This is a genomic window from Arthrobacter sp. BC5, from assembly GCF_056680255.1.
The window spans coordinates 2,106,398-2,129,235 of sequence record NZ_CM155273.1; the positions used below are offsets into that span (position 1 = coordinate 2,106,398).

Consider the following 22,838-nt stretch of genomic DNA (forward strand, 5'->3'; position numbering starts at 1 on the left):
TGCAGCGCCGTGCTGGTCCGTGCAGGCATCGTGCTGACCGCTCAGGGAGCCGTGGTCAGGACGAGGTGTACGTCCCCCGAACTGGAGGATCCGGCGAGCGCTGCGGCGGTGTCGGCCCCCGCAGCCACCACCACGAGCCCGCCGTCGTCCCCCGCACCGGGCCAGGTGCCGACGGCGCCACCGGGAGCTGTCCAGAGGACGGCGACGGCGCGCGCCAGGACCGTCGATTCGGCTGCGACGTCGTACCCGTTGCCGGTGCTCAGGATGACGTCCACGAGCTGGCCGGGAGCGAGGAGCTGGACGGTGGCGGGGTCGGCCGGCCGGAGCGGGACCGCGACCGTGCCGGGTTCGGTCCCGGTGAGCAGTCCGTCCCCGACGAGCGCCGTCGCCTGGACGAGGGAACCCTGGGAGAGGGGACCCGCCAGCTGTTGGCCCACGACCTGCCGCGGCTGCTCGAAGACACTCCCGGTCACGGCCTGCTCGGGAAGCCGGATGATCGCGATGTCGGGTTCCGTCAGGACGGTGCCCGCCGCGAGGTCGTCTGCAGCGACGACCACCGGCGTCGTCGGGTAGTCGTTCCCCGCCGCCGCCTCGACGGCCACGCCCGCGGCGGCGCTGAGCAGCAGGCACGCGAGGAGCCGCTTGCGGCGGTGGACCAGCCGGCGGAAGCGGTATCGGAGTGGGATTCCCTGGGGGTGGCCGGTCGGGTTCATGGACCGAGCCTAGGCAGGGTTACCCGAGGGCCGTCCGGGAGGTCGCGCTATGTGGACATCAGGTGGGCATCAGCGCGAGCCGGCGGGCGGGCGGCAGCCTCAGGACGCCGCGGCGGACCCGCCGGTCGTCGCGGACGCCGTGCTCCCCGTCGATGACCCGGACGACGCGGCTGCTGCCGAGCCGGCCGTGGAAGAGCCCGAGGACGACGCCGACACGCTCGACGACGAGCCGGAGTCCGTGCTCGTCGTCGTCGCCCGGGAATCGTTGCGGTAGAAGCCGGAGCCCTTGAACACCACGCCGACGCTGTTGAACTTCTTGCGCAGCCCGCCGCCGCACTCGGGGCAGACGGTCAGCGAGTCGTCCGAGAACGACTGCTGGATGTCGAAGGCGTGGCCGCAGTCCTTGCAGGCATAGGCGTACATCGGCATGGATATCCTCCTGGACGGAACGTCATGGGCCCCGGATGGCTCTTCCGGGCGACTGCTCTTGGCACTCTCCGGGGTCGAGTGCCAGTCTACACGGGGCGGGCGTCCGCTCCGAAGTGCAGCAGACCGTCCGGCGTGAAGGCTCCGGCGAGCGGCTGGTCGTAGGATTCGGCCGGAACGGTGCCCTCGGGCAGGACCTCGGACCGGTATACGACCCCCAGCCGCGGGATCGCCCCGGGCACGCCCATCGGATGGTGGGCGAGGAAGCGGTCGTAGTACCCCCCGCCCTGGCCGATGCGATGCCCCGATCGATCGATGCCCAGGGCGGGCACGAGGATGAGTCCGATGTCCGGCACCTCGTCGAAGGGGCGGCGGGGCCCGGTCGGTTCCTCCACCGGGGCACGCACGGAGCGCTGCAGGGTGACGCCGGGGAGCCATGTGGCCCAGGACAGCTGATAGTCGGGCTCGCAGACCGGAACGACGACGCCGAACCCGAGCCGGTGCAGGTCCTCGAGCAGCGGGACGGTTGCGGGTTCCGGCGCGACGCCGAGGTACGCGGCGACCGTCGGACGGTGCCCTGCCGTGCCTGGGCGGGAGGCGGGGCCGGTGAGGTGCTCCACCACGGCGCGGCCCAGTGCCTCCGACTGGCGCTGCCGATCTGCTGGATCCAGTGCGGCCCGCGCGGTGCGCAGCGCCTCGCGCAGGCGGTGCTTGTCCGTATCACGAGGAGAACGCGTCATTCCACCATTGTGCGCACCACCCCGGGACTTCCGCGCCCGTTATGTAGTGTGGTGGTCATGACTCTGCAATCACGCGTGACGAAGGCCGTTATCCCTGCGGCCGGCCTGGGGACCCGCTTCCTTCCTGCAACCAAGGCGATGCCGAAGGAAATGCTTCCCGTGGTGGACAAGCCGGCCATCCAGTACGTCGTCCAGGAGGCCGTCGACGCCGGCCTGTCCGACGTCCTCATGATCACCGGGCGTAACAAGCGGGCCCTCGAGGACCACTTCGACCGCGTTCCCTTCATCGAGCAGACGCTCGAGGCCAAGGGTGACCACGAGAAGCTGGCTGCCGTCCGCCGCCCGTCGGAACTCGGAGACATCCACTACCTGCGCCAGGGCGACCCCAAGGGCCTGGGCCACGCCGTCCTCCGCGCGAAGCTGCACGTGGGCCAGGAGCCGTTCGCGGTGCTGCTCGGTGACGACCTGATCGACGACCGCGATTCGCTGCTCGAGACCATGATCGAGGTCCAGGCCAAGACCGGTGGCTCGGTGGTGGCCCTGATCGAGGTGGATCCGCAGCAGATCAGCGCCTACGGCTGCGCCGACATCACCGAGGTCGAGGGTGAGGAGCACGTCCGCGTTAACCACCTGGTGGAGAAGCCCGCCGTCGAGGACGCGCCCTCCAACCTCGCCGTGATCGGCCGCTATGTCCTGCATCCTCGCGTCTTCGAGGTCCTGGAGACCACCAAGCCCGGGCGGGGCGACGAGATCCAGCTGACCGACGCCCTGCAGACCCTCGCGGCAGCCGACGGCGAGGGCTCCGGTGTGTACGGAGTCGTCTTCCGTGGCCGCCGCTACGACACCGGCGACAAGCTGAGCTACCTGAAGGCCGTCGTGACGCTGGCGTCGGAGCGCGAGGACCTCGGTCCGGACCTCCGTGCCTGGATCAAGGACTTCAGCAAAGACATCTCGGACTAGCACGCCGTGCGGTCGGCAACCAGCTGGCCTGTGACGCTCAGGGCCGGATCCCTGGTCCTGCGGCCCATCCGGCACAGGGACAAGGCGGACTGGACGGCGTTGCGCCACCGCAACGCCTCATGGCTGGCGCCCTGGGAGGCCTCGAACCCCGATCCGGAGGGTTTCCTTCCCACCTACCACCAGATGGTGAGGTCCCTGACGGCGCAGGCACGGGCGGGTTCGGCGCTTCCGTTCCTCATCGCCGAGCAGCAGCCCGGCTCCCGCGACGCCCGACTCGTCGGGCAGTTGACGGTGTCCGGGATCACCTGGGGTTCGGCGATGACCGCGACGCTGGGGTACTGGGTGGATTCCGCGCGGGCCGGCCGGGGGATCGCCCCGACGGCAGTGGCCCTGGCCACCGACTACTGTTTCGGGGACCTCGGGTTGCATCGCATGGAGATCAACATCCGGCCCGAGAACCAGGCGAGCCTGCGCGTCGTCGAGAAGCTGCGCTTCCGCGACGAGGGGCTCCGTCCGCGGTACCTCCACATCGCAGGGCGCTGGGCGGATCACAGGAGTTTTGCGTTGACGGCGGAGGAAGTCCCGCGAGGCCTGCTGGCGCCCTGGCTCGAGAGGGCCCGGCCCTACCAGGACTGAGCCGGCCGTCCAATGCCGCGTCGAGCATATTACGCCCCGACACGCCCGCCTGAATGCCGGGACCCGGTGCCAACTGCTCCTACCGTTCTAGGTGTGGTCTTCTCCCTGGATAGTTCGTTGGTGCTCGTCGCGATCGTCGGCCTGTGGCTGGTGTGGGTGGCTCCCTCCGTCCTCCGGAAGACCACGCCTGCAACTGCCGGCGGTACCCGCCGATCACCGAAAGCCGGGACCCGCCGTCCTGGAGGGAGCATGATGACCATGACCGCGCAGGACGAGGCAGACCGTTCAGGAAATCCCGTGCAGAGGCAGGCCCCGGCCCCGCCGAAGGCCACCGTCCCCTCCGGTGGGGTGCCCTCCACGAGCCCGTCCTTCACCCCGCGGTGGGGGCGCATCAGCGCTGCCCTCGTGGGCCTCGTCGCCCTCGCCGCCGCACTGGTCACGCTCGTGCTCGGAGCCTTCGGGATCGTATCCCTCCTCGTTCCCCTGGCATGCGTCGCCGTCGCCACCGGCGCCGTCGCCCTCTTGCGGTTCCTCGCGATCCGCGAGCGGGCCGCACGCGTCAACCGCGCGTTCGCAGCCGCCATGGCCCCGGTCCGGGAGACCGCAGCGGTACCCGAGGTGCCGCCCCGGCACGCGGCACCGGCGGCGCCCCGGCGTCCCACCTCGCTGTTCGACGCCGAGGAGACCGGCGCCCGCCGGCTGAGCCCGATGGAACTGCGCACGGCCGCTCTCGCCGTGGCTCACGGCTCTTCCGTGGTGGATGTACGCGCGGAGTCACCGGAAGTCACCGGGACGGAGCCGACCGCGGCGACCGAGACGCCCGAGACCTCCGGAACCGCAGGGTCCACCGCCTGGGCTCCGGTCGAGGTGCCGCGCCCCACCTACGTGGACGCGGCGAAGGCCGAACGGCAGGCTCCGGCCCCGCTGGACCTCCCCGAGGCGCCGAAACCCACGACCCGGACTCCCATCAAGGCCTCCGAGGCTGCCGCCCGCGTCGCTGCGGAGGCGGACGACGCCGCAGCCGAGTCGGCGAACCCCGTCCCCTCTGCGGGGCGTATCAACCTCGACGACGTCCTGCAGCGTCGCCGCGCCTGACCGTACCCATGCCACGGGAAGCCGGATGCCGGTCGCGCCCGTGACCGACCCCTGAGGTTCGCATGAGGGCGAAGGACGCACGCATCATCCGCGAGCAGGAGACCATCGCGCTCCTCGAGTCGGACGCGCCGGCCGGGTTCCTGCAGCGGGCGCTGGCCACCGCCGGGTGGGAGCTCGAGTCCTGGCAGCTCGGGGCCGTCCACCACCGTCCCGGCGCCGGCGTCACGGGTGTGTACTCCATCGACGTCCGGCCTGGCGGGGGCGCCGCCGCGGGTCGCAGGTCCCCGGTCCCGGGTCCGACACCGCCGCCCGTCCCGACGCACGCCTGTATCACCTCCTGCGTCATCCAGCAGGGGTCGGACGCCGTCGCGGTCTTCCAGCGCCGCGGCGCAGTGGCGCTCTCGGTGTGGGTGCATCCCCTCGATCCGCTCCTGCCGGGACTCCCGCTGGCCCTCGACCCGGAGCGCAGCACCCCGTTCGCCTTCGGCCCCGGGTGTGAGCCGCGCGAGACCCTCCTCGAGCTCCGCAGCTACCGCCCCCTGCGCCGGGCCGTGGTCCTGGCGCGGAACGGGGACGAGCGCCGCTACCTGAAGGTACTGCGGCGCCAGGGCGCAGCAGCGCTCGCGGAACGGCACCGGATGCTCCGGGCCGCCGGCGTGCCCGCTCCGGTCCTCGCCGGCGAGCCGATGCAGGACGTGGTGGCCATGCACCCTGCTCCGGGCACGCCCCTCGCCGAGCTCCTCATGCGGGACGGCGCGGCCGACGTCGACCCCGGGGCCCTGGTGCACGTCCTCACCTCCCTGCCGCCCGCGGTTCTCGCCCTGCCCGTACGACCGCCCTGGGCGGCCCGGGTCAGGGACTACGGCGAAGGAGCGGTGGCGGCTCTGCCCTCCGAAGCCGCCCGGATCCGAGGTCTCGCCGCAGCCATCGACGAGGCCGTCCGCTCGAGTGACGCGGGACCGCTCGTGCCCGCCCACGGTGACTTCTACGAGGGAAACCTCCTCATCACGGACGGTGCCGTGTCCGGACTGCTGGATGTCGATGCACTCGGACCGGGGCATCTCGTCGATGACCTCGCCTGCTTCCTCGGCCACGTCGCCGTCCTCCCGGGACTCCACGTCGGGTACGCCCACGTGCCGCAGGCCCTCCCGCGCTTCCTGCGGACGTTCGACGAGCAGGTGGACCCGGCCGCGCTCCGGAGCCGGGCCGCGGCCGTGAGCCTCACGCTCATCGCGGGAGCACGGAGCCGTACAGGGGGCGACGGCGGGGAGGTGGAGGCGCTGTCGCGGCTGGCGGTCGCCGAGCAGTTCCTCGCCGAGGCACGCGCCCTCGCCGGGCGCCGACGCTCCTGACGCGTACGGCACCGTGACCGGGGCGTTGATGATGCCGGGCCCTGCCTGGTTATACTTCCAACAGCTTCAAGAACTGCGGCCGCCAAGCTCCGACTGGGCCGCATACCAACCCCGCGCTCACAGGGTGGTTCGGATGACGAAGCGGTCCGCATTCGCCCCTTCCTCGGGCATCTGGTGCGGGCAAGAGCTCGCGAAAGGACGCGGCCCTGCGCCGTCCGCCCATGACTCCCTTCCCCGCCGGCGCATCCGCCGCAGAGATTCCGATGGTGGCCCTCAGCATCGAGGACTACGAGGTGCTCACCGCTCCGCGAGAGGCGTTCGTCGCCTTCCTCCTCGCGCCGACGTCCAGGGGCGGCTCCACGGTGAGGACGGGCCCCCGACCGGCGGGTGGCTGAGGAATGGCACCACCGAGCGGCCTCCTCCTGGACACCGACGTCATCGCGGAGCTGCGTAGCCCGAGCCCTCATCCAGCCGTCACCGGCTTCCTCCACCGGCGCCGTCACTTCCGGATCTTCGTCTCCGCGCTGACCATCGGCGAGCTGTCCTCGCTGGGCCGCCGGAACGAGCACTTCCCGGACCTGGAAGCCTGGCTGCACGAACTCGCGGAACGGTTCGGGTCCCACATCCTGTCCGTCGACGCCGCCGTCGCCGTGGCCTGGGCGGCCCTTGCGGACCTTTCCGACGTGGCCCTCGCCGATTCCCTGATCGCGGCGACGGCCCGCCACAGGGGACTCTCGGTCGTGTCGGGGAACGTCGAACCGTACCGGAGGCTGGCGGTCCCGGCGATCAACCCCTGGACGGCCGGAGAGCAGCCCCTGGATCCCCCCGGGCCCGTTCCATGACGTCGCGATCGCGCTATGTGACGGAAGCCGTGTCGCACAAGGTCACACGCCGACATGTTGCGTCAGGTGTGCCGCCCCGCAGGTCGCCCTGCTTAGAGTGATCCCACCAACCATCAAGAGCGGCCGAGAGATCTGGCTTGTTGACGCCGCAGCAACCCATCAGTTGTTCCCTCGGGGGCAGCGGAACCGGTGCTAATGCCAGAACCGATGGAGACTGGAGTTCGAATGGCATGTCCCGGAGACGGAGCGGTACCGCCGTCGCTCTCCTACGAGCTGTACCCGCCGGCCACCCCGGAGGCCGGCGACGCCGTACTGCGGACCATCGACGAACTCGGAGCCACCCGACCCGACTACGTCTCGGTGACCTACAGCGGCGCACCGGCACGACGACGGGCGTCCGTCGAGCTCATCGGGCACCTGGTCACCAGCACCCGGCTCCGAGCGGTGGCCCACCTCTGCTGCGTGGGGGAGACGCGGGAGGGCCTGGACCTGCTGGTGCGGCAGTTCGTCGGGCTCGGGGTCAGGGGGATCCTGGCACTGCGCGGTGACCTGCCGGCGGATCGAGAGGCGTTCCGCGGCGAGCTGCCCTTCGCCCGGGATCTGGTGGAACTGATCCGTGGGGTCGAGGCCAGGCACGGCGCCGCACTCGCCGGCGGCCGGCTCGCGGTGGGGGTCGCGGCCTACCCGACCAGGCACCCCGAGTCGCCGTCGTTCCTGCACGATGTCGAGGTGCTGATCTCGAAGCAGCGCTCCGGCGCCGACTTCGCGATCACGCAGGTGTACTTCGACCCCGCCGAGTACGTGCGCCTGGTCCGTACAGCCCGGACGGCCGGCGTGACCATCCCGATCATCCCCGGCGTGATGCCCGCCGTCAGTGTCCGGCGGCTCGAGCGGCTGGCCCTCATGACCGGCGTACGTCCCGACGCCGGGCTGCTGCACCGCCTGGAAACGGCGTCGAGTGAGGCCGAACGACGGCGGATCGGCGTGCGGGCAGCGGCCGTGCTGGCCCGTGCGGCCTTCGAGGCAGGAGCCCCTGGCCTCCACCTGTACACCTTCAACGACTTCCGCGCGTCCGTCGACGTCGTCGAAGAGCTCGATCTCCCGGCGGCTCGCCGCGCCGGCGCCGTCCCGGCCTGAACGCCCGGGGCCTCCAGATCCGAACCCGACACCAATCTCCAAGGAGCACCGTATGAGCACCGCCGACACCTTCCCCGCCGCCACGATCCTCGGCTACCCGCGCATGGGGCCGGACCGGGAGCTGAAGAAGGCCCTGGAAGCCTACTGGGCAGGCCGCCTGGACGAGGCAGGGCTGGATCGTGCGGCCGAGCAGTTGCAGGACCGCACCGTTGCACGGCTCGCCGAGCTGGGCCTGAAGGAGGCAGATTCCTCCATCCCCGCGGATTTCGCCCTCTACGACCAGGTCCTCGACGCCACGGCCGCCCTGGGCGCGCTGCCGTCCCGCTTCGCGGATCTGGCGGGTGAGGACGGTTCCGTGGACACCGCCGCCTACTTCGCGCTGGCCCGGGGAGACGGCGACCGTGCGCCGCTGGAGCTGACCAAGTGGTTCGACACGAACTACCACTACCTGGTGCCCGAGATCGGCCCGGGGACCACGTTCGCCGCGGTGGCGCACCGCCTGACGTCCATCGTCCGCCGGCAGAAGGACCGCGGCGCCGTGCTGCGCCCGGTGCTGGTGGGTCCCGTGACCTACCTGCTGCTGGCCAAGGCCGAGGAGGAAGCGCCCGCCGGGTTCGACCCGCTGTCCCGGATCGACGACGCCGTGGCGGCCTACGCGGGGATCCTCGCGGCACTGGCGGAAGCGGGCGCCGCATGGGTGCAGCTGGACGAGCCGGGCCTCGTGGGCGACCGCGGCGGCGAGCTGGCAGCACCCGGCGGGCTCGTGGACCGGGTGTACCGGCAGCTGGCAGGTGCCGCGGACCGGCCGGCTCTCCTGGTGACCTCGGGTTACGGTACCGGCGGTGATCCGGCGGAACCGGGCCAGTCGCTGGCAGTGCTCGCCGCGGCGGGCGTCGAAGCGGTGCACGCGGACCTGGTCCGGGGGACCCGGCCCTCGGTCGGGGCCCTGCAGGCACTGGGCGACACGCGCCTCGTGGCCGGCGTCGTGGACGGGCGGAACGTATGGGGGAACGATCTGCGGTCTTCCCTGGCCGTGCTGGAGGAGCTGCAGTCGGAGACCGCGCGAGCGGTCAGCACGGCGACGTCCACCTCGCTGCTGCACGTGCCGCACGACGTCGCGGCCGAGTCCGCCCTGCCGGAACACCTGCCGTCCTGGCTCGCGTTCGCCGACCAGAAGATCGGCGAGGTGGTGGTCCTGGCGCGCGGACTCGCCGAGGGCCCCACGGCCGTCACCGATGAGCTCCGGGCTGCGGACGCGGTGCTGCGCGAGCGCGCGCTGTTCGACGGCGTCGTCGTGGAGCGGGTGCGCGCGCGCACGAACGGACTGACGGAGGAGGCGTTCACCCGCGGCCCCGCCGCACACCGGGCGGACCTGCAGCAGGAGAGGCTGGGACTGCCCCTGCTGCCGACCACCACCATCGGTTCCTTCCCGCAGACAGGCGAGGTCCGTGCTGCCCGTGCTGCGGCCCGCAGCGGCAGCATCTCGCAGGCGGAGTACGAACAGTTCCTGCGGGAGGAGATCACCCGTGTGGTGCGGTTGCAGGAGGGACTCGGGCTGGACGTACTGGTGCATGGCGAGCCGGAGCGCAACGACATGGTCCAGTACTTCGCGGAGAACCTCGACGGCTTCGCGGCGACGGAGCAGGGCTGGGTGCAGTCCTACGGCTCGCGCTGCACCCGCCCGTCCATCCTGTGGGGCGACGTCACGCGCCCGCACGCGTTCACGGTTCCGTGGATCGGCTTCGCCCAATCGCTGACCGAGCGGCCGCTCAAGGGCATGCTCACCGGCCCGGTCACCATCCTGGCCTGGTCCTTCGTGCGCGACGACCAGCCGCTGGGCGAGACGGCCAATCAGGTGGCGCTCGCCCTGCGGGACGAGATCGCGGACCTGGAGGCGGCCGGCATCGCGCTAGTGCAGGTGGACGAACCGGCCCTGCGCGAACTGCTGCCGCTGCGCTCTGCTGATCACCCGGCGTACCTGGACTGGTCCGTCCGCGCATTCCGGCTGGCGACGGCCGGTGCCGCCGACCACACCCAGATCCACACGCACCTGTGCTATTCCGAATTCGGGGAGGTCATCGCCGCGATCGATGGACTGGATGCCGACGTCACCAGCATCGAGGCAGCGCGCTCCCGCCTCGAGGTGGTCGCGGACCTGGCCGGCTTCGGGTACTCCCGCGGGATCGGCCCGGGGGTCTACGACATCCACTCGCCCCGCGTACCCTCCGAGCCGGAGATCTCCGGCCTCATCGAGACGGCGCTGGCCGCCCTTCCGGCGCAGCAGCTGTGGATCAACCCGGACTGCGGCCTGAAGACCCGAGGCTACGACGAGACCGTCCTCTCGCTGCGGAACCTCGTCACCGCAGCGAAGGCGGCCCGCGGGAGCACCGCCGTCCAGCGGGCTGAGCAGTCCCTGGCCGGCTCCTGACCGCCGCGCGGCACGCACTGCCCGGGTGCCGAGCCGTTCCCGGGCAGGACCACCGGCGTGGCCCTGCCCCCGGCTGTTCGAGCCGAAGGCCCAGGGGGCCCTCCCTGGTCGGGCCTTCGGCAGCACACCGTTTCGCTGCCCCTGCCGCTGGAAACTGGTGGAATGCGCAACCTTCGCTCAGTTTTGGGTCAACTCATCATGTGGCGACAGGGCGACTGCAGGACGGCTGTTAGCGTCACCTTGAAAGATGCCGCCGGACAGCGCCGCGTACTGCGCGAGCTGGTTCGCATTTCCTTCGAAGCCAGCTGGGGAGCTTGCTCATGCATTCACGTGACCGTGAAGAACTCATCGTCGACAACCTGCCATTGGTGGGCTATCTCGTCTCCGCCCTGTGCGCGCGTGCGACGCACCTGTCCAGGGAGGATCTCGCCTCGGTGGGCGCCATCGCGCTCATCACCTCGGCGGATTCGTTCGATCCCACGCTGGGCGTTCCCTTCGGCGCCTACGCGCGCCGCCGCATCACCGGCGCCTTCGCCGACGAGATGCGGGCCAACGACTGGGCGCCGCGATCGGTCCGCCGGCGCATCGGCGACACCCTTGCCGCCCAGGGTTCCCTCGCCGCCTCGCTCGGTCGCACACCCACCACGGAGGAGCTCGCCCTCACGCTCGGCCTGACCCGCCAGGAGGTCCAGGCGGCGCTCGACGACGCCGGCCGCTCCGTGCAGACCCTCGACGAGACCGTCCTCGACATCGTTCCCGCCGTCGATCCACTGCCCGAGGCCTCGCTCCTGGCCGACGAGCAGGTACGCCACCTCCGCGCCGCCGTCGCCCACCTGCCGGGCCGCATGCGTCACATCATCGAACAGGTCTTCTTCGAGGGCCGGTCGGTGACCGAGGTCGCGGGGGAGCTGGGCACCACGCACTCGGCGGTGTCCCAGCAGAAGTCCGAGGCTCTCCGCCTCCTGCAGGATGGCCTCGCCACGCATTACGCCGACGGGGCCGGTGCCGCACCCGGTCCTGTGTCCAGGATCTCGCCGAAACGCCGGGCCGAGTACCTCTCGACGCTGGGGGCGGCGCTCTCTCCGCGCACCCATGACTACACCACCAGCGCCCGGCCGCGGGCCCTCACCCTGGCGTCCTAGCGGGACTTCGGCCGTCTTTCAGCACTTCTGCTGTTGCAGATGTGACAGGCATGCTCGGATTCCTCCGGTCGCTCGGCACTCGGATGGGTGCACGGCTCCGTGTGGGCGGGCACGACCTGCAGGCGTTCGACGAGCTGCAGGAGTGCACTTCACGGCGGCCGTTGTCCACGCGTCGGACCCGTTCAGCACGGTGCCGAGGTGTCATTGCCGCCTGGCTGGGCAGGTGCAGCAAGGCCTTGAAGGGTGCTGACGACTTTCTGGACCGCTGTGCGGTGCAGCGTCTCGGGGCGGCAGAGGATGGCGACGTGTCTGCTGAGCTGTACGTCCCGGAGGGGTTTGAGGACTATGCGGCTGCCTCGTGGAGGTGCTGCGGTGTAGCGGGGCATGAGCGCGATGGCGGGGCTGTCCGCGATGATGGCGGCGGCGATGAAGAACTCGTTGATCCGGTGTGTGATGTTCAGCGGTTTCCCTGCATGTGCGGCAATGCTCTGCAGAGCGGATACCAGGGGGAACCCGTCCTGGACGGATACCCATTCCTCATCGGTCAGCTCCGAGACACCGATGCTGGGTCGACCGGCTAAAGGGTGTTGATCCGACATGGCCACATCCAGGGGTTCGCTCACCAGGGGTAGCGCTGTCAGGGACGATGGCCAGGGCGGGCTGTGCTCGAGGCGGTGAGCGACCACGAGGTCATAATCCGCTGCGAGGGCAGGAAAAGCGTCCTGCCCCACGTCCCGGTCGTGACAGATCAGGCGTGGATTCCCCTCACCCGCAAGGCAGCCCAGGAGCGGGCCGAAGTAGGTGAGGCCCGCACTGTTGAACGCGCAGATCGTCACTGTCGCGGTCGGGTCCTGAACGTACCGGCTCACGGCCTGCTCGGCGGAGCTCATCGCGACGCTGATCTCGACGGCGGCTTCGGCCAGTGCCTGCCCGGCAGCGGTCAGGACCAGGTTCCGGCCTCTGCGTTCTGTCAGGGGCACCTCGACCCGGCGCTGCAACGCGGTGAGCTGCTGGGACACAGCAGACGGTGAAACGTGGAACGCCCGCGCCACAGCAGCCAGGCTCCCACGTTCCCCCAGCTCCCTGAGCAGCCGTAACTGATGCATATCCATAAGTGAACGCTAAACCATCACTTCAACAGCTGCCCTCTCGTCTAACTGGCCGGGACGCGCGAGACTCGAGGAGTGCCATCATCCCTTTCGCCCCTGACCTCACCGGAATTCTTCGATCGGCCTGTGAAACAGGGCCGGCAGGGTTCCTTTCTTTCCTTTTTCATTGCACGACGCGTCGATGTCCTGCTCCTGCTGGTCGCCGTGGTGTGGGGTAGCAGTTACCTGGCAGCAAAAACCCTCACCGATACCGTCGGTGTCACCGTGATCCTTTCCCTGCGGTTCCTCATCACCACCGCCGCGCTGGTTGTGATCGCACTGATATGGAACCGGCGCAAGGTGGGAGTGCATGAGAGTGTTGTCGGCGTCGTACTCGGTCTGACCCAGGCGGCCGTGCTGATCCTGGAAACCCACGGGATAGCCGGTACCAGTGCTACGAACGCCGGTTTGATCATCAGCCTCGTCGTCGTCTTCACCCCGGTCACCGAGTGCATCGCCTTCCGGGTCAAGCTGCCTCGCATGGTACTCGGAGCCGGCGTCATCGCGGTCGTCGGGGTGTGTCTACTGGTCTCCGAGGACGGGCTCGCGACCCCGACCCCGGGCGACACCCTGATGCTCGCCGCCGCGATCGTCCGCGCCATCCACGTCGCCGCTGTCTCCGGACTCACCCGGGGCCGGGACTGCAGTCCGCTGACTTTGACACTGGTACAGAGCGCCGTGTGCGCCGTCGTCTACACCGCCGCGGACCACACCGGTGTCCTCGAAGCCATCAGAGTCTTCAACCCGACGCAATGGCTCGGCGTCCTCTATCTCGGCCTGGCCTGCAGCGTCTTCGCATTCCTCGTCCAGACCTGGGCGATCCAGCAGACCTCCGCCTCACGGGCCAGCCTCCTCATGGGCACAGAGCCCATCTGGGCCGTCCTCATCGGACTCACCATCGGGCAGGACACCCTCGCCCTCCTCGGACTCCTCGGCGCGGCCCTCATCATCACCGGGACATACCTCGGATTACGAGCCGAAACCCGCCACAGGAACCACCACGGGCCCGTCCTCCTGCACCCGGGCGGCCGCACCGAACCCTGACACGGAACCGACACGTCCAGCGGGCACTCGTGCTCGAGCGAGGCATAGGGTGCCGTCATGACTGAAGCGGCGCCTCCATCTCTCGACCCTGATCCCAGCGTGATCCTGGGTCTGATCGACGCAGTGGTCGGCTGCTGACGGCTGCTCGAGGCCGGAGGGAACACCACGTCCGTGCACGCTCGAGCGCATCACACCGCGTTTCTCGAACCAGCGGCTGACGGACAGGGCGGACGCGATGCTAGTTTTGACCGCAGTGACATTCTTACTTTCTCTGTGACCCAGAGTCGACGCAGCGGTTCCCGCGCGCTTCCCTTGGAAGCGATGATTCCGTACGCCCTCGAAGGGAACTCCTCCACGAGTTCCCCTGGCACCCGGTCCTTCACCGAACTCACCCGAGAAGATCACATGCCCTCTCCGTCGAACCACTCCGCCGCATCCTCCTCGCCGACTCTCGACCGGGAATCACTGCGCCCTGATTGCGGTAACTGCTTCGCGCTCTGCTGCACGGCCCTGGGTTTCTCCCGCACCACGGACTTCGCCATCGACAAACCAGCAGGAACTCCCTGCCAGAACCTCGACTCGGACTTCTCCTGCACCATCCACGACAGCCTGCGCCCGCGGGGCTTCCGTGGGTGCACCGTCTTCGACTGCTTCGGTGCCGGCCAGAACGTCTCGCAGAAGCTCTTTCGAGGCATCAGCTGGAGAACGGACCCCGGAACAGCGACAGACATGTTCCCGGCGTTCAAGGTCGTCCGGCAACTCCACGAGATGCTGTGGTACCTGAGCGAAGCCACGAACCGGACCTTCGACCCGGACACCTCGCACCACGTCGTCGAACTCAGAACGGCCATCGAGAAGGCCATGGTCGATACGCAGCAGGTCCTGGCCCTGGATCTCGGCGAGGTGCATGACCGCGTTCGAGCCGTACTGATGGACGTCAGCGAAGAAGTCAGGTCCTCGTACCTCGCCACCGGGGATGAACACCTCGATGCTGCCCTTGTCCCGGGAGCGGACCTCATGGGTAGGAGGATGAGGTCGCGATCACTGTGCGGGGCGGATCTTCGAGGCGCTTACCTCATTGCTGCCGACCTGCGAGGCTGCGACCTGTCCGGCGCTGATCTCCTCGGCGCTGACCTTCGGGACGCGCGTCTCGAAGGGGCCGATCTCTCCCGGGCCCTCTACCTGACACAGGCACAACTCAACGCCGCTCGAGGCGATGCACGAACACTCCTCCCCTCCGACGTCGACAGCCCTACGCATTGGCTCAGTGACACCTGAGGACACCACTCCGGCGCTCACCGGCAGGCAATTCCACACAGCAGCTGTTTGCCGGTCCGTGCCGCTCGGGTAGCCGGGGGCTGACCGAACGTGGTCGGGTCGACGGGCCGCTGATCTTTGGGTAGCTTCTCGACGACGAGGAGGTACGACTCGGTCACGAGGTCGTCGACGAGGGCGGCGTCCAGCATGAATACCGACTTCAGGCGGAGACGGGACCGCCGACCCGCGTGTCCATCCGCAGCACGGGAGTTCCGTCCGCGTCGGCCAGTTCGAGCCGCACGGTGACGTCGGTCCCGGCGAGGGAGCCCAAGTGGGTGCCACCACAGGGGATTCCGGCACGCTCACCGGGGAGCTCGCAGATCCACCGGCGACGGTCCGTCAGGCCGGGCCCGTCCGCCGCGATGCCGATCGATGCCTCCGTCGCCGTCCATTCCGCCAGCGTCGCGTTCACGGCGGCGGCCGTCGCCCCGGTGTCGAGGTCCTCCGTGCTGAATCCCTTCCGTCGCAGGGACTTGCCGAGGCGGTAGGTGTCGACGGATCCGAACTCGCCGATGACCGTCGTCTCGACCGCGAGCGCGTCGAAGTTCGGTGCCCCGAGCGCATCCGGCGCCACATCCTTCTTCCACCGACCCGCGAGCGCCCGGTTCAGGGCCAGCGAGGCGAGGTGGCAGCCCGTATGCCCGGCGGATACCGCTGCGCGGTACGCGGCATCGACGCGGACGACGACGTCGTCGCCCTCCGCCGGCCCGTCCCCGTCCTCGATCAGGTGCACGACGACGAACGCCCACCCGTCCGTGCCCTTCCGGACGGGCGACTCCGCGCCGAGGTACAGGGCCGTCCCGTCCGTGGCGCCGACGACGCAGTCGACGACGCTCCACCGACGGGCGCCGGCCACGAGCTCGCCGCGGTCGGGGCCCTGGTCGGGCCACGCGTGGTCCACCGGGTGGAAGGCCGTGGTGTCGAGCAGGACCGCGCGCCGGCCGTCGTCGCGGACCTCGACATGGAGCACGCGGGACGCCGACTCGACGGCGCCCTGCGGATAGGTGACGCGCGTGTCGGTGGTGGGCAGGGCCATGGTGCTCTCCTCGGAGGTGGTGCGTGGTCGGTTGTGCGATGCCCGTTCAGGCGTCGGAGGGCAGGTGCGCGAGTCGCTCGAGCAGCGGTTCGGTGCGGTAGGGGATGTGCTCGTGCAGGGCGAGCACCGTCTCGGTGCGGATGACGCCCTTGATCCTGAGGACGGACCGCAAGGCGGCCTGCAGGTTGTGGGTGTCGGTAGCTGCCACGCGGCACCAGACGTCGCCACGACCGGAGATCTCGTGCACCTCGAGGACCTGGTTCAGGGTACGCAGCCCGGCGATCACGGCGTCGAGCTCGCGGTGCGACACCTCGATGGTGATGAAGGCGACGACGTCGTACCCGAGGGCCTCGAGATCGAGTTCACGCCCGCTCCGGCGCAGAGTCCCAGCGCGGAGGAGCCTGCGGATCCGGCTCTGTGCCGTGTTGCGAGCGACGCCCAGGAGCTCGCTCAGCTCGCTCACCTGTGCGCGGGGGTCGCGCACCAGTTCGAGCAGCAGGCGGAGGTCGAGATTGTCCAGCTTGCTCACGAAGCTCACTTCCCGTCAGTCGGCTCCACCCGTGTTGCGCACGGCGCGCAAAATCGGCACCAGGATCACTGCAGGGCGGTCAGTCGGTCCCATCCTATAGACATCCGGGCAGAACGGCGCCCGGTGCAGCGCCTAGTCTGGGCGCGTGCGATCGAGGAGGAGTGGGATGAGCGTCATCAACGAGCTGCGCATGAGGCCGGCCGCCGCCGAGCGTCGCAGCTGGGACGCCTCCCTGGCCGTCCGACTCGCGCTCGCCGTGACCGTGATCTCCACCCTCCTGATCGGCGCCAACCTCGCCACGCCCATCTACCCGCTGCTCCAGGCGGACCTCGGCCTGACGCCCTTCGCCGTCACGATCGCCTTCGCGTCCTACGTCGTGGCGCTGATCGGCGGGCTCGTCCTCGCCGGCCACTGGTCGGACCACATCGGGCGGCGCGCGGCGCTGGTCCTCGCCGTGGTCCTGGGCCTGCTGGGAGCCGCACTGTTCGCCGTCGCCACCTCGCTGCCGATGCTCGCCGCCGGACGCGCGCTGCAGGGCGGCGCGGTGGCCCTGGCCACCGGTGCGAGCGCCGCCGCCCTCCGCGACCTGCTCCCGACCCGGCCCGACTGGGCGTCCCGCTTCACACTGATGGCCTCCGCCGGGGGAGTCGCGGCGGGGCCCGTGATCGGCGGCCTCCTCTCCCTCCTGCCCGCGCCCACGAGGACGCCCTTCGTCGTCTACCTCGTCCTGCTCGGGAGCCTCCTGGTTCCCCTCGTGCTGCTCCGGGCACGGCCCGCGATCAAGGCGGCTGCCGCTGACAATCCGCTGGCCGCGCTGCGCCCCCGCCGCCCGGCGGTGTCCCGGGATGCCCGCCGGTCCTTCTGGACGGCGTCCTCCGTCGGGTTCCTGAGCTTCGCCGTCTTCGGCTTCACGCTGAGCCTCGCGCCCACCTGGTTCGCCGGGATCGCCGGCACGTCGTCGCGACCGCTCATCGGCCTGCTCGCGGCCCTCGTCCTCGGGTCGTCCGCGGTCAGCCAGCTGGTGTCGCCGCGCGGGCGCTTCGTGGTGCCGGTGGGCCTCGTGGCCATGGCGCTGGGAGTCGGCCTGCTGCCCGTCGCGGAAGGTGCCGGCAGCCTGCCCCTGCTCGTCGGCGCATGCGTCGTCGCCGGGTTCGGTCAGGGGATGGCCTTCCGTGTGGTCTTCAACGAGGTGTCGGTGAAGGTCGATCCGGCGCTGCACGCCCAGACGATCAGCGCCGTGTACGTGATCACCTATCTCGGCAGCGCCGTCCCCGTCCTGGGGCTCGGCGCCGCCGCCGGGATCTGGGGCCTGAACGCCTCGGTGACCGTCTTCGCGCTCGCGGTGTCCGGCGTCTGCGCGGTGCTCGCGGCGGGATCGCTGGTCGCCCGCCTCCGCACTGCTCGCTAGGACAGGCCGCCCTCGGCTTTTTGTAGGCTGTAGACATGTCGAACACCCCTGAGGCCTCCGGTCCGCCCGCTTCCCCAGGCACACGCCGGCTCGACGAGGGCCGGCCTGCCGGCCAGGGTCAGCAGGTCCTGGTGGGCCTCGACATCGGCGGTTCCAAGACCCACGGAGCCCTCTGGCGCGGCGGGGTGCTCGTCGCCGAGGCCAGGGCGGGAAGCGCGAACGTCCAGAACGTGACGCCGGATGAAGCCGCTCGGAGCCTCGGTCGGCTCTTCGGTGAGCTCCTGTCCGACGAGCGCGGCGGTACTCCCGGTGTCGTCGGGCGCGTCGTCGCCGGGTTGGGTGGAGTGGACACGCCCGCGGACGCCGATCGCCTCCGCGCCCTCATCGGTCCGTACGTGCCGGGAGCCCGCATCGACGTCGTCCACGACACGCGGCTCATCCTCGCGTCCGGCGGGGCGAGCACGGGTATCGCCGTCATCGCAGGGACCGGCTCCGTGGCCTGGGGCGTCGGGGAGGACGGCAGGGAGGCGCGTTCGGGTGGCTGGGGCTACCTGCTGGGCGATGAGGGCAGCGGGTACTGGGTGGCCCGCGAAGCCGTGCGCCGGGCACTCCACCGGCATGACATCGGCGCGCAGCCGGATGACCTGGACTCGGTGGTCCTCGCACGGAACGGTATCGCCACTCCGCCCGAACTCATCGGGCTCTTCCACTCCGGAGCCGGCCGGACCTACTGGGCCGCGCAGTCCGGCGCGGTCTTCGACGCCGCGGCCAAGGGCCACAGGGACGCGGCAGGAATCATCGACCGTGCCGCCGCCGACCTCACGCGCCTCGTGCTCGACGTCGTGAGCGTGATCGGCGTACCCGGCCCGGTGGTGCTCGGTGGCGGCCTCGCCATGCACCAGCCGGACCTGCAGTCGAACCTCCGGACACGACTGGCGGCCGAGGACATCACCGACGTCGTGTTCCTGCAGGAGGACCCGGTGATGGGCGTCCGGTTCCTCGTGACCGGGCGGACGTAGCTGCGGCCCCGAGCGCGCAGTCGTCCCGGATCGCCGGTGCCCCAGCGGGACGCATTCCTGACCCATATGCACCCTTGTCTGCTCCGAACACAGGGTTAGACTCAGAACTCCGACAGCTTGAACTGACCGCTGCGCGCCGAGCCCAGCATCCGACCAGACGGCAAGCCGGAACCGCATCTCGTGCGGCCCGCGGGCGCAGCCCGGCCGAGAAGCTCCTGCCATGAAAGGCGTAGCTGCCATGACCATCTCCGAGCACTCCTCCGGTCGCTCCATGATCCAGTTCCGCAACATCACGAAGACCTACGACGGCGGCCGGCCGGCGGTGGACGACCTCAGCATGGACATCGACCGCGGGAAGATCACCGTGTTCGTCGGTCCGTCGGGCTGCGGCAAGACCACCTCTCTGCGCATGATCAACCGGATGGTCGAACCGACCTCGGGCCGGATCCTCCTCGACGGGCAGGACGTCTCCCGGCAGAAGGCGGCAGAACTGCGGCGTTCGATGGGCTACGTCATGCAGTCCTCCGGGCTGCTGCCGCACCGGTCGGTGCTCGACAACATCGCCACGGTCCCGCGCCTCAACGGCGTCGGGAAGGCGGAGGCGCGCAGGCGTGCGCAGGAACTCCTCGACGTCGTCGGCCTCGCCCAGGAGCTGGGCCGCCGGTACCCGGGGCAGCTCTCGGGCGGCCAGCAGCAGCGCGTCGGCGTGGCCCGGGCCCTCGCCGCGGACCCGCCCGTGCTCCTCATGGACGAGCCGTTCAGCGCTGTGGACCCCGTGGTGCGCGCGGAGCTGCAGGAGGAGCTGCTGCGCCTGCAGCGGGACCTCGCCAAGACCATCGTCTTCGTGACCCACGACATCGACGAGGCCACCATCCTCGGCGACAAGGTGGCCGTCTTCGCCGTCGGCGGGCGGCTCGCGCAGTTCGCGGCACCGGAGGAGATCCTCCGCGCGCCCGTCGACGACTTCGTGGCGGGCTTCGTGGGACGCGACCGGGGATTCCGTCACCTCTCCTTCCAGGAGGGTGACCGGGTGACCATCCATCCGATCGAGACCATCGAGGTGGACCGCCTCGCCGATCCGACCGTCTCGGTGCTCTCGCCCTGGACACTGCTGGTCGACGCCGCGGGCCGCCCGCACGGCTGGGTCCCGCGGGCCACACGCGGAAGCATCACGCGGCAGGCCGAGGCGGTTCCCGGCGGTTCCCTGTACACACGCGGCGACACCCTGCGACGCGCGCTGGACGCCGCCCTGTCCTCGCCCTCGGGCCTCGGCGTGACGGTCGACGACGACGGCCGGGCGGTCGGCGTCGTACGTGCCACCGAGATCCTCGAACTCATCGAAGCCGCACGGCTCGACCGGGGCCGGGCCGACCACAACACGGCGGTGTAGGCGTGGACTGGTTCGTCTCCAACCTCGACTTCATCTGGCTGCACACCCGCCTGCACCTCGTCCAGGCCATCGTCCCCCTGATCCTCGGCGTCCTCGCCGCGGTGCCGCTGGCCCAGCTCGCACGGCTCAACCCGGTTGTCGGTTCCGTCCTGCTGACGGGCTCGTCCATCCTGTACACCATCCCGTCGCTGGCGATGTTCGTGTTCCTCCCGGTGGTCCTGGGCACCAAGGTGATCGATCCCGTCAACGTCATCGTCGCGCTGGCCGTCTATGCGTTCTCGCTGCTCGTCCGGTCCACGCTGGACGCGCTCGAATCGATCGACGACGGCGTGCGGCAGGCCGCCGTCGCCATGGGCTATCGTCCCGTGCGGCGGTTCCTGACCGTGGACCTCCCGCTGTCGCTGCCCGTGCTGTTCGCCGGGCTGCGCGTGGTCTCGGTCACCAACATCTCACTCGTCAGCGTCGGGGCGCTCATCGGTGTGCCGAGCCTCGGGACGCTGTTCACGGACGGCCTGTTCCGGTCGTTCCCGACCGAGATCGCCGTCGGGATCGTGATCATCCTGCTCCTGGCCCTCGTGATGGACCTCGCCCTCGTGCTCGCGGAACGCCTGCTGACCCCCTGGGCGCGCAGGGCCCCGGCCAGCGGCGGGCCCGGCGAGAAGATCGTGGCGCTCGAGGCGAAGGTGGCGGGCGCCTGATGGACTACTCGAGCAACAACCTCTTCGTCCAGATGGGGGAGTGGCTGACTGCTCCCGCCAACTGGGAGGGCGACCGCGGCATCCCCACGCGCGTCGTCGAGCACCTGGGTTACACCGGGCTGACCATGCTGATCGCCCTCGTGATCGCGGTCCCGATCGGGCTCTACGTGGGTCACACCGGTCGCGGCCGCGTGGTGATCGTCTCCGGCGTGGGCATACTCCGGGCCCTGCCGACGCTCGGGATGGTGTTCCTGTTCGTGCTCCTCGCGGGCCTCGGCCTCATGCCTCCCATCTGGGCACTCGTGCTCCTCGCCGTCCCCCCGCTGCTGAGCGGGATCTACGCGGGGATCTCGTCCGTGAACCGCACCATGGTGGATGCCGCACGGAGCATGGGCATGAGCGAACTCCAGATCCTGTTCCGGGTCGAGGTGCCCAACGGCCTGCAGGTCATCCTCGGCGGGGTCCGTGCCGCGGTGCTGCAGGTCATCGCGACCGCCGCCGTCGTCGCCTTCATCAACCTCGGGGGCCTCGGGGTCTTCCTCGTCGAGGGAACACAGCTCGCGGACTACGGGCGCCTCTTCGGCGGCGCCGTCGTCATCACAGCCCTGGCGATCGCCGTCGATCTGCTTCTGGGACTGCTGCAGAAATTCGCCATACCCCCGGGACTGCGCGTCTCCGGTCAGGGAAGGGCCCAAGGATCTGGCCGGCAGAAGGCCGTCGCCAGTGCACAAGGAGGAACAACATGAAGAACCTGTCAGTACAACGCGCCAGGCGGCGCGCTTTGATGGGACTGGCTGGCGGCCTGACGGCCGCGCTGGCGTTGACTGCCTGCGGTGCCAACAGCGACCCCCAGGGTGAATCAGAGGATCCCGCATCCGCGTCCGCCGAGGCCGGCGGCTCCGTCGTCGTCGGCTCGGCTGATTTCCCCGAGAGCCAGATCATCGCGGAGATCTACGCCGGAGCGCTCAACGCAGCCGGCGTCGAGGCGACGACCAAGCTCAACATCGGTTCGCGGGAGATCTACTACACCGCCATCGAGGACGGGTCGATCGACATCATCCCGGACTACAGCGGCAACCTGCTGCTGTTCGCTGATCCTGCTGCGACGGCGGAATCCGCCGAGGACATCGTGGCGGCACTGCCCGATGCGCTCGCCGCGAAGTCGCCCGACGTGAAGCTCGGCGTGCTCGAGCCCTCGGAGGCCGAGGACAAGGATGCTCTCGTCGTGACGGCTGCCACGGCCGAGAAGTACAACCTGAAGTCGATCGCCGACCTGGCGAAGGTGTGCGGCGAGATCACCATCGGCGCGCCGAGCACCTTCCAGGAGCGCGCCTACGGCCTGCCCGGCCTCAAGGCGAAGTACAACTGCGAGCCCGGCGGCTTCGAGGCCATCAACGACGGCGGCGGTGACATCACGCTGCAGGCGCTGCTGAACGACGACGTGCAGGCGGCCGACATCTACACGACGACGCCGTCCATCGCCGACAACGACCTCGTGGTCCTCGACGACCCGGAGAACAACTTCATCGCCCAGCAGGTGCTGCCGCTCGTCAACACCGACACGGTCGCGGAGGAAGCGCGCACCGTCCTCAACGAGGTGTCGGCGCAGCTGACCACCGAGGACCTGCTGGCCCTGAACCGCGAAGTGAGCGGCGACGAGAAGCGGAATCCCGCGGACGCCGCGGCCGACTGGCTTGAGGAGAAGGGGCTCGCGGGTTAGTCCACGCTGTCCGATCCGTCAGCAGGGGCCCGGTGCCCGGCATTGCTATGCCGCGTGC

At 70.1% G+C, this 22,838-nt stretch carries 24 protein-coding genes and 2 riboswitches; of the genes, 17 read left to right on the forward strand and 7 right to left on the reverse strand.

The features are described from left to right. Window positions 1-41: 41 nt before the first annotated feature. The 3 genes from AC1MFI_RS09815 to AC1MFI_RS09825 all read right to left on the reverse strand — a co-directional run bounded on the left by AC1MFI_RS09815 (window position 42) and on the right by AC1MFI_RS09825 (window position 1,879). Window positions 42-713 carry an SAF domain-containing protein gene (locus AC1MFI_RS09815; RefSeq protein WP_479816518.1) on the reverse strand — a complete coding sequence of 224 codons (672 nt, stop codon included), beginning with the start codon at window positions 711-713 and terminating at the stop codon, window positions 42-44. 99 nt (window positions 714-812) lie between these two features. Further along, window positions 813-1,142, reverse strand: coding sequence for an FmdB family zinc ribbon protein (locus tag AC1MFI_RS09820; protein ID WP_479816520.1), 330 nt, complete (start codon window positions 1,140-1,142; stop codon window positions 813-815). An 86-nt stretch (window positions 1,143-1,228) separates the two neighbouring features. After that, entirely contained in the window at window positions 1,229-1,879 is a 651-nt protein-coding gene (locus tag AC1MFI_RS09825; RefSeq protein WP_479816522.1) for a 5-formyltetrahydrofolate cyclo-ligase, read from the reverse strand. Window positions 1,880-1,936: 57 nt separating this feature from the next. Here AC1MFI_RS09825 and galU point away from each other — a divergent pair, with 57 nt between their 5' ends. The 9 genes from galU to AC1MFI_RS09870 all read left to right on the forward strand — a co-directional run bounded on the left by galU (window position 1,937) and on the right by AC1MFI_RS09870 (window position 11,471). Next, window positions 1,937-2,839, forward strand: a complete 903-nt coding sequence (galU, locus tag AC1MFI_RS09830) for a UTP--glucose-1-phosphate uridylyltransferase GalU (RefSeq protein ID WP_479816524.1) — start codon at window positions 1,937-1,939, stop codon at window positions 2,837-2,839. Between the two features lie 30 nt (window positions 2,840-2,869). Continuing rightward, window positions 2,870-3,475 carry a GNAT family N-acetyltransferase gene (locus AC1MFI_RS09835; RefSeq protein WP_479816526.1) on the forward strand — a complete coding sequence of 202 codons (606 nt, stop codon included), beginning with the start codon at window positions 2,870-2,872 and terminating at the stop codon, window positions 3,473-3,475. 120 nt (window positions 3,476-3,595) lie between these two features. Next, a complete protein-coding gene (locus tag AC1MFI_RS09840) occupies window positions 3,596-4,570 on the forward strand; it encodes a hypothetical protein (protein ID WP_479816528.1) in 975 nt (324 codons plus the stop codon). A 62-nt stretch (window positions 4,571-4,632) separates the two neighbouring features. Then, on the forward strand, window positions 4,633-5,922 hold the full coding sequence (locus AC1MFI_RS09845) for a phosphotransferase family protein (RefSeq protein WP_479816531.1): 1,290 nt from the start codon (window positions 4,633-4,635) through the stop codon (window positions 5,920-5,922). 64 nt (window positions 5,923-5,986) lie between these two features. After that, a riboswitch (SAM riboswitch) is annotated at window positions 5,987-6,115 on the forward strand. 28 nt (window positions 6,116-6,143) lie between these two features. Beyond that, entirely contained in the window at window positions 6,144-6,317 is a 174-nt protein-coding gene (locus AC1MFI_RS09850; protein ID WP_479816533.1) for a hypothetical protein, read from the forward strand. A 3-nt stretch (window positions 6,318-6,320) separates the two neighbouring features. Beyond that, on the forward strand, window positions 6,321-6,764 hold the full coding sequence (locus tag AC1MFI_RS09855) for a PIN domain-containing protein (RefSeq protein WP_479816535.1): 444 nt from the start codon (window positions 6,321-6,323) through the stop codon (window positions 6,762-6,764). A gap of 107 nt (window positions 6,765-6,871) precedes the next feature. Continuing rightward, window positions 6,872-6,978, forward strand: a riboswitch (SAM riboswitch). An 11-nt stretch (window positions 6,979-6,989) separates the two neighbouring features. Beyond that, window positions 6,990-7,901, forward strand: a complete 912-nt coding sequence (locus tag AC1MFI_RS09860) for a methylenetetrahydrofolate reductase (protein WP_479816537.1) — start codon at window positions 6,990-6,992, stop codon at window positions 7,899-7,901. 52 nt (window positions 7,902-7,953) lie between these two features. Beyond that, on the forward strand, window positions 7,954-10,329 hold the full coding sequence (gene metE / locus AC1MFI_RS09865; protein WP_479816539.1) for a 5-methyltetrahydropteroyltriglutamate--homocysteine S-methyltransferase: 2,376 nt from the start codon (window positions 7,954-7,956) through the stop codon (window positions 10,327-10,329). A 320-nt stretch (window positions 10,330-10,649) separates the two neighbouring features. Next, the gene (locus tag AC1MFI_RS09870) at window positions 10,650-11,471 is read left to right on the forward strand and encodes a sigma-70 family RNA polymerase sigma factor (RefSeq protein ID WP_479816541.1); all 822 of its coding nucleotides are present in this window, start codon (window positions 10,650-10,652) and stop codon (window positions 11,469-11,471) included. Window positions 11,472-11,653: 182 nt separating this feature from the next. Here the strand turns inward: AC1MFI_RS09870 and AC1MFI_RS09875 are convergent, their stop codons facing one another. Beyond that, window positions 11,654-12,583, reverse strand: coding sequence for a LysR family transcriptional regulator (locus AC1MFI_RS09875; RefSeq protein ID WP_479816543.1), 930 nt, complete (start codon window positions 12,581-12,583; stop codon window positions 11,654-11,656). Between the two features lie 72 nt (window positions 12,584-12,655). Between AC1MFI_RS09875 and AC1MFI_RS09880 the strand changes: the two genes are divergently transcribed. Together AC1MFI_RS09880 and AC1MFI_RS09885 are read left to right on the forward strand one after the other, a co-directional pair. After that, the gene (locus AC1MFI_RS09880; protein WP_479816545.1) at window positions 12,656-13,663 is read left to right on the forward strand and encodes a DMT family transporter; all 1,008 of its coding nucleotides are present in this window, start codon (window positions 12,656-12,658) and stop codon (window positions 13,661-13,663) included. Window positions 13,664-14,068: 405 nt separating this feature from the next. Then, window positions 14,069-14,941 carry a pentapeptide repeat-containing protein gene (locus AC1MFI_RS09885; protein WP_479816547.1) on the forward strand — a complete coding sequence of 291 codons (873 nt, stop codon included), beginning with the start codon at window positions 14,069-14,071 and terminating at the stop codon, window positions 14,939-14,941. Between the two features lie 17 nt (window positions 14,942-14,958). On the opposite strand, the gene AC1MFI_RS09890 is transcribed toward AC1MFI_RS09885, so the two are convergent. From AC1MFI_RS09890 to AC1MFI_RS09900, 3 genes are read right to left on the reverse strand one after another with little or no spacing between them, the layout of a single operon-like run. After that, window positions 14,959-15,129: a hypothetical protein gene (locus AC1MFI_RS09890; RefSeq protein WP_479816549.1), complete on the reverse strand. Its 171-nt coding sequence runs from the start codon at window positions 15,127-15,129 to the stop codon at window positions 14,959-14,961. Window positions 15,130-15,140: 11 nt separating this feature from the next. Further along, on the reverse strand, window positions 15,141-16,016 hold the full coding sequence (locus AC1MFI_RS09895) for an alanyl-tRNA editing protein (RefSeq protein ID WP_479816551.1): 876 nt from the start codon (window positions 16,014-16,016) through the stop codon (window positions 15,141-15,143). Between the two features lie 46 nt (window positions 16,017-16,062). Beyond that, a complete protein-coding gene (locus AC1MFI_RS09900) occupies window positions 16,063-16,545 on the reverse strand; it encodes an Lrp/AsnC family transcriptional regulator (protein WP_479816553.1) in 483 nt (160 codons plus the stop codon). A 166-nt stretch (window positions 16,546-16,711) separates the two neighbouring features. Here AC1MFI_RS09900 and AC1MFI_RS09905 point away from each other — a divergent pair, with 166 nt between their 5' ends. From AC1MFI_RS09905 to AC1MFI_RS09930, 6 genes are all read left to right on the forward strand, one after another. Next, entirely contained in the window at window positions 16,712-17,953 is a 1,242-nt protein-coding gene (locus AC1MFI_RS09905; protein WP_479816555.1) for an MFS transporter, read from the forward strand. A gap of 35 nt (window positions 17,954-17,988) precedes the next feature. Further along, window positions 17,989-18,972, forward strand: a complete 984-nt coding sequence (locus AC1MFI_RS09910) for an N-acetylglucosamine kinase (protein ID WP_479816557.1) — start codon at window positions 17,989-17,991, stop codon at window positions 18,970-18,972. Window positions 18,973-19,243: 271 nt separating this feature from the next. Then, window positions 19,244-20,362 (forward strand): ABC transporter ATP-binding protein, encoded by a 1,119-nt coding sequence (locus AC1MFI_RS09915; protein ID WP_479820838.1) that lies wholly within the window; start codon window positions 19,244-19,246, stop codon window positions 20,360-20,362. Between the two features lie 2 nt (window positions 20,363-20,364). Next, window positions 20,365-21,060 (forward strand): ABC transporter permease, encoded by a 696-nt coding sequence (locus tag AC1MFI_RS09920; protein WP_479816559.1) that lies wholly within the window; start codon window positions 20,365-20,367, stop codon window positions 21,058-21,060. Continuing rightward, on the forward strand, window positions 21,060-21,806 hold the full coding sequence (locus AC1MFI_RS09925) for an ABC transporter permease (RefSeq protein ID WP_479816561.1): 747 nt from the start codon (window positions 21,060-21,062) through the stop codon (window positions 21,804-21,806). Before AC1MFI_RS09920 ends, AC1MFI_RS09925 begins: the two co-directional genes overlap by 1 nt. Next, a complete protein-coding gene (locus AC1MFI_RS09930; RefSeq protein WP_479816563.1) occupies window positions 21,803-22,780 on the forward strand; it encodes an ABC transporter substrate-binding protein in 978 nt (325 codons plus the stop codon). Before AC1MFI_RS09925 ends, AC1MFI_RS09930 begins: the two co-directional genes overlap by 4 nt. Window positions 22,781-22,838: the final 58 nt, after the last annotated feature.

Coding starts and splice junctions, on each gene's coding strand:
- AC1MFI_RS09820 (WP_479816520.1), bottom strand. CDS start 1,142: ATGCCGATGTACGCCTATGCCTGCAAGGACTGCGGCCACGCCTTCGAC.
- metE (WP_479816539.1), top strand. CDS start 7,954: ATGAGCACCGCCGACACCTTCCCCGCCGCCACGATCCTCGGCTACCCG.
- AC1MFI_RS09915 (WP_479820838.1), top strand. CDS start 19,244: ATGATCCAGTTCCGCAACATCACGAAGACCTACGACGGCGGCCGGCCG.
- AC1MFI_RS09870 (WP_479816541.1), top strand. CDS start 10,650: ATGCATTCACGTGACCGTGAAGAACTCATCGTCGACAACCTGCCATTG.
- AC1MFI_RS09930 (WP_479816563.1), top strand. CDS start 21,803: ATGAAGAACCTGTCAGTACAACGCGCCAGGCGGCGCGCTTTGATGGGA.
- AC1MFI_RS09860 (WP_479816537.1), top strand. CDS start 6,990: ATGGCATGTCCCGGAGACGGAGCGGTACCGCCGTCGCTCTCCTACGAG.
- AC1MFI_RS09925 (WP_479816561.1), top strand. CDS start 21,060: ATGGACTACTCGAGCAACAACCTCTTCGTCCAGATGGGGGAGTGGCTG.
- AC1MFI_RS09885 (WP_479816547.1), top strand. CDS start 14,069: ATGCCCTCTCCGTCGAACCACTCCGCCGCATCCTCCTCGCCGACTCTC.
- AC1MFI_RS09875 (WP_479816543.1), bottom strand. CDS start 12,583: ATGGATATGCATCAGTTACGGCTGCTCAGGGAGCTGGGGGAACGTGGG.
- AC1MFI_RS09895 (WP_479816551.1), bottom strand. CDS start 16,016: ATGGCCCTGCCCACCACCGACACGCGCGTCACCTATCCGCAGGGCGCC.
- AC1MFI_RS09850 (WP_479816533.1), top strand. CDS start 6,144: ATGACTCCCTTCCCCGCCGGCGCATCCGCCGCAGAGATTCCGATGGTG.
- AC1MFI_RS09910 (WP_479816557.1), top strand. CDS start 17,989: ATGTCGAACACCCCTGAGGCCTCCGGTCCGCCCGCTTCCCCAGGCACA.
- AC1MFI_RS09815 (WP_479816518.1), bottom strand. CDS start 713: ATGAACCCGACCGGCCACCCCCAGGGAATCCCACTCCGATACCGCTTC.
- AC1MFI_RS09855 (WP_479816535.1), top strand. CDS start 6,321: ATGGCACCACCGAGCGGCCTCCTCCTGGACACCGACGTCATCGCGGAG.
- AC1MFI_RS09845 (WP_479816531.1), top strand. CDS start 4,633: ATGAGGGCGAAGGACGCACGCATCATCCGCGAGCAGGAGACCATCGCG.
- galU (WP_479816524.1), top strand. CDS start 1,937: ATGACTCTGCAATCACGCGTGACGAAGGCCGTTATCCCTGCGGCCGGC.
- AC1MFI_RS09905 (WP_479816555.1), top strand. CDS start 16,712: ATGAGCGTCATCAACGAGCTGCGCATGAGGCCGGCCGCCGCCGAGCGT.
- AC1MFI_RS09825 (WP_479816522.1), bottom strand. CDS start 1,879: ATGACGCGTTCTCCTCGTGATACGGACAAGCACCGCCTGCGCGAGGCG.
- AC1MFI_RS09890 (WP_479816549.1), bottom strand. CDS start 15,129: ATGCTGGACGCCGCCCTCGTCGACGACCTCGTGACCGAGTCGTACCTC.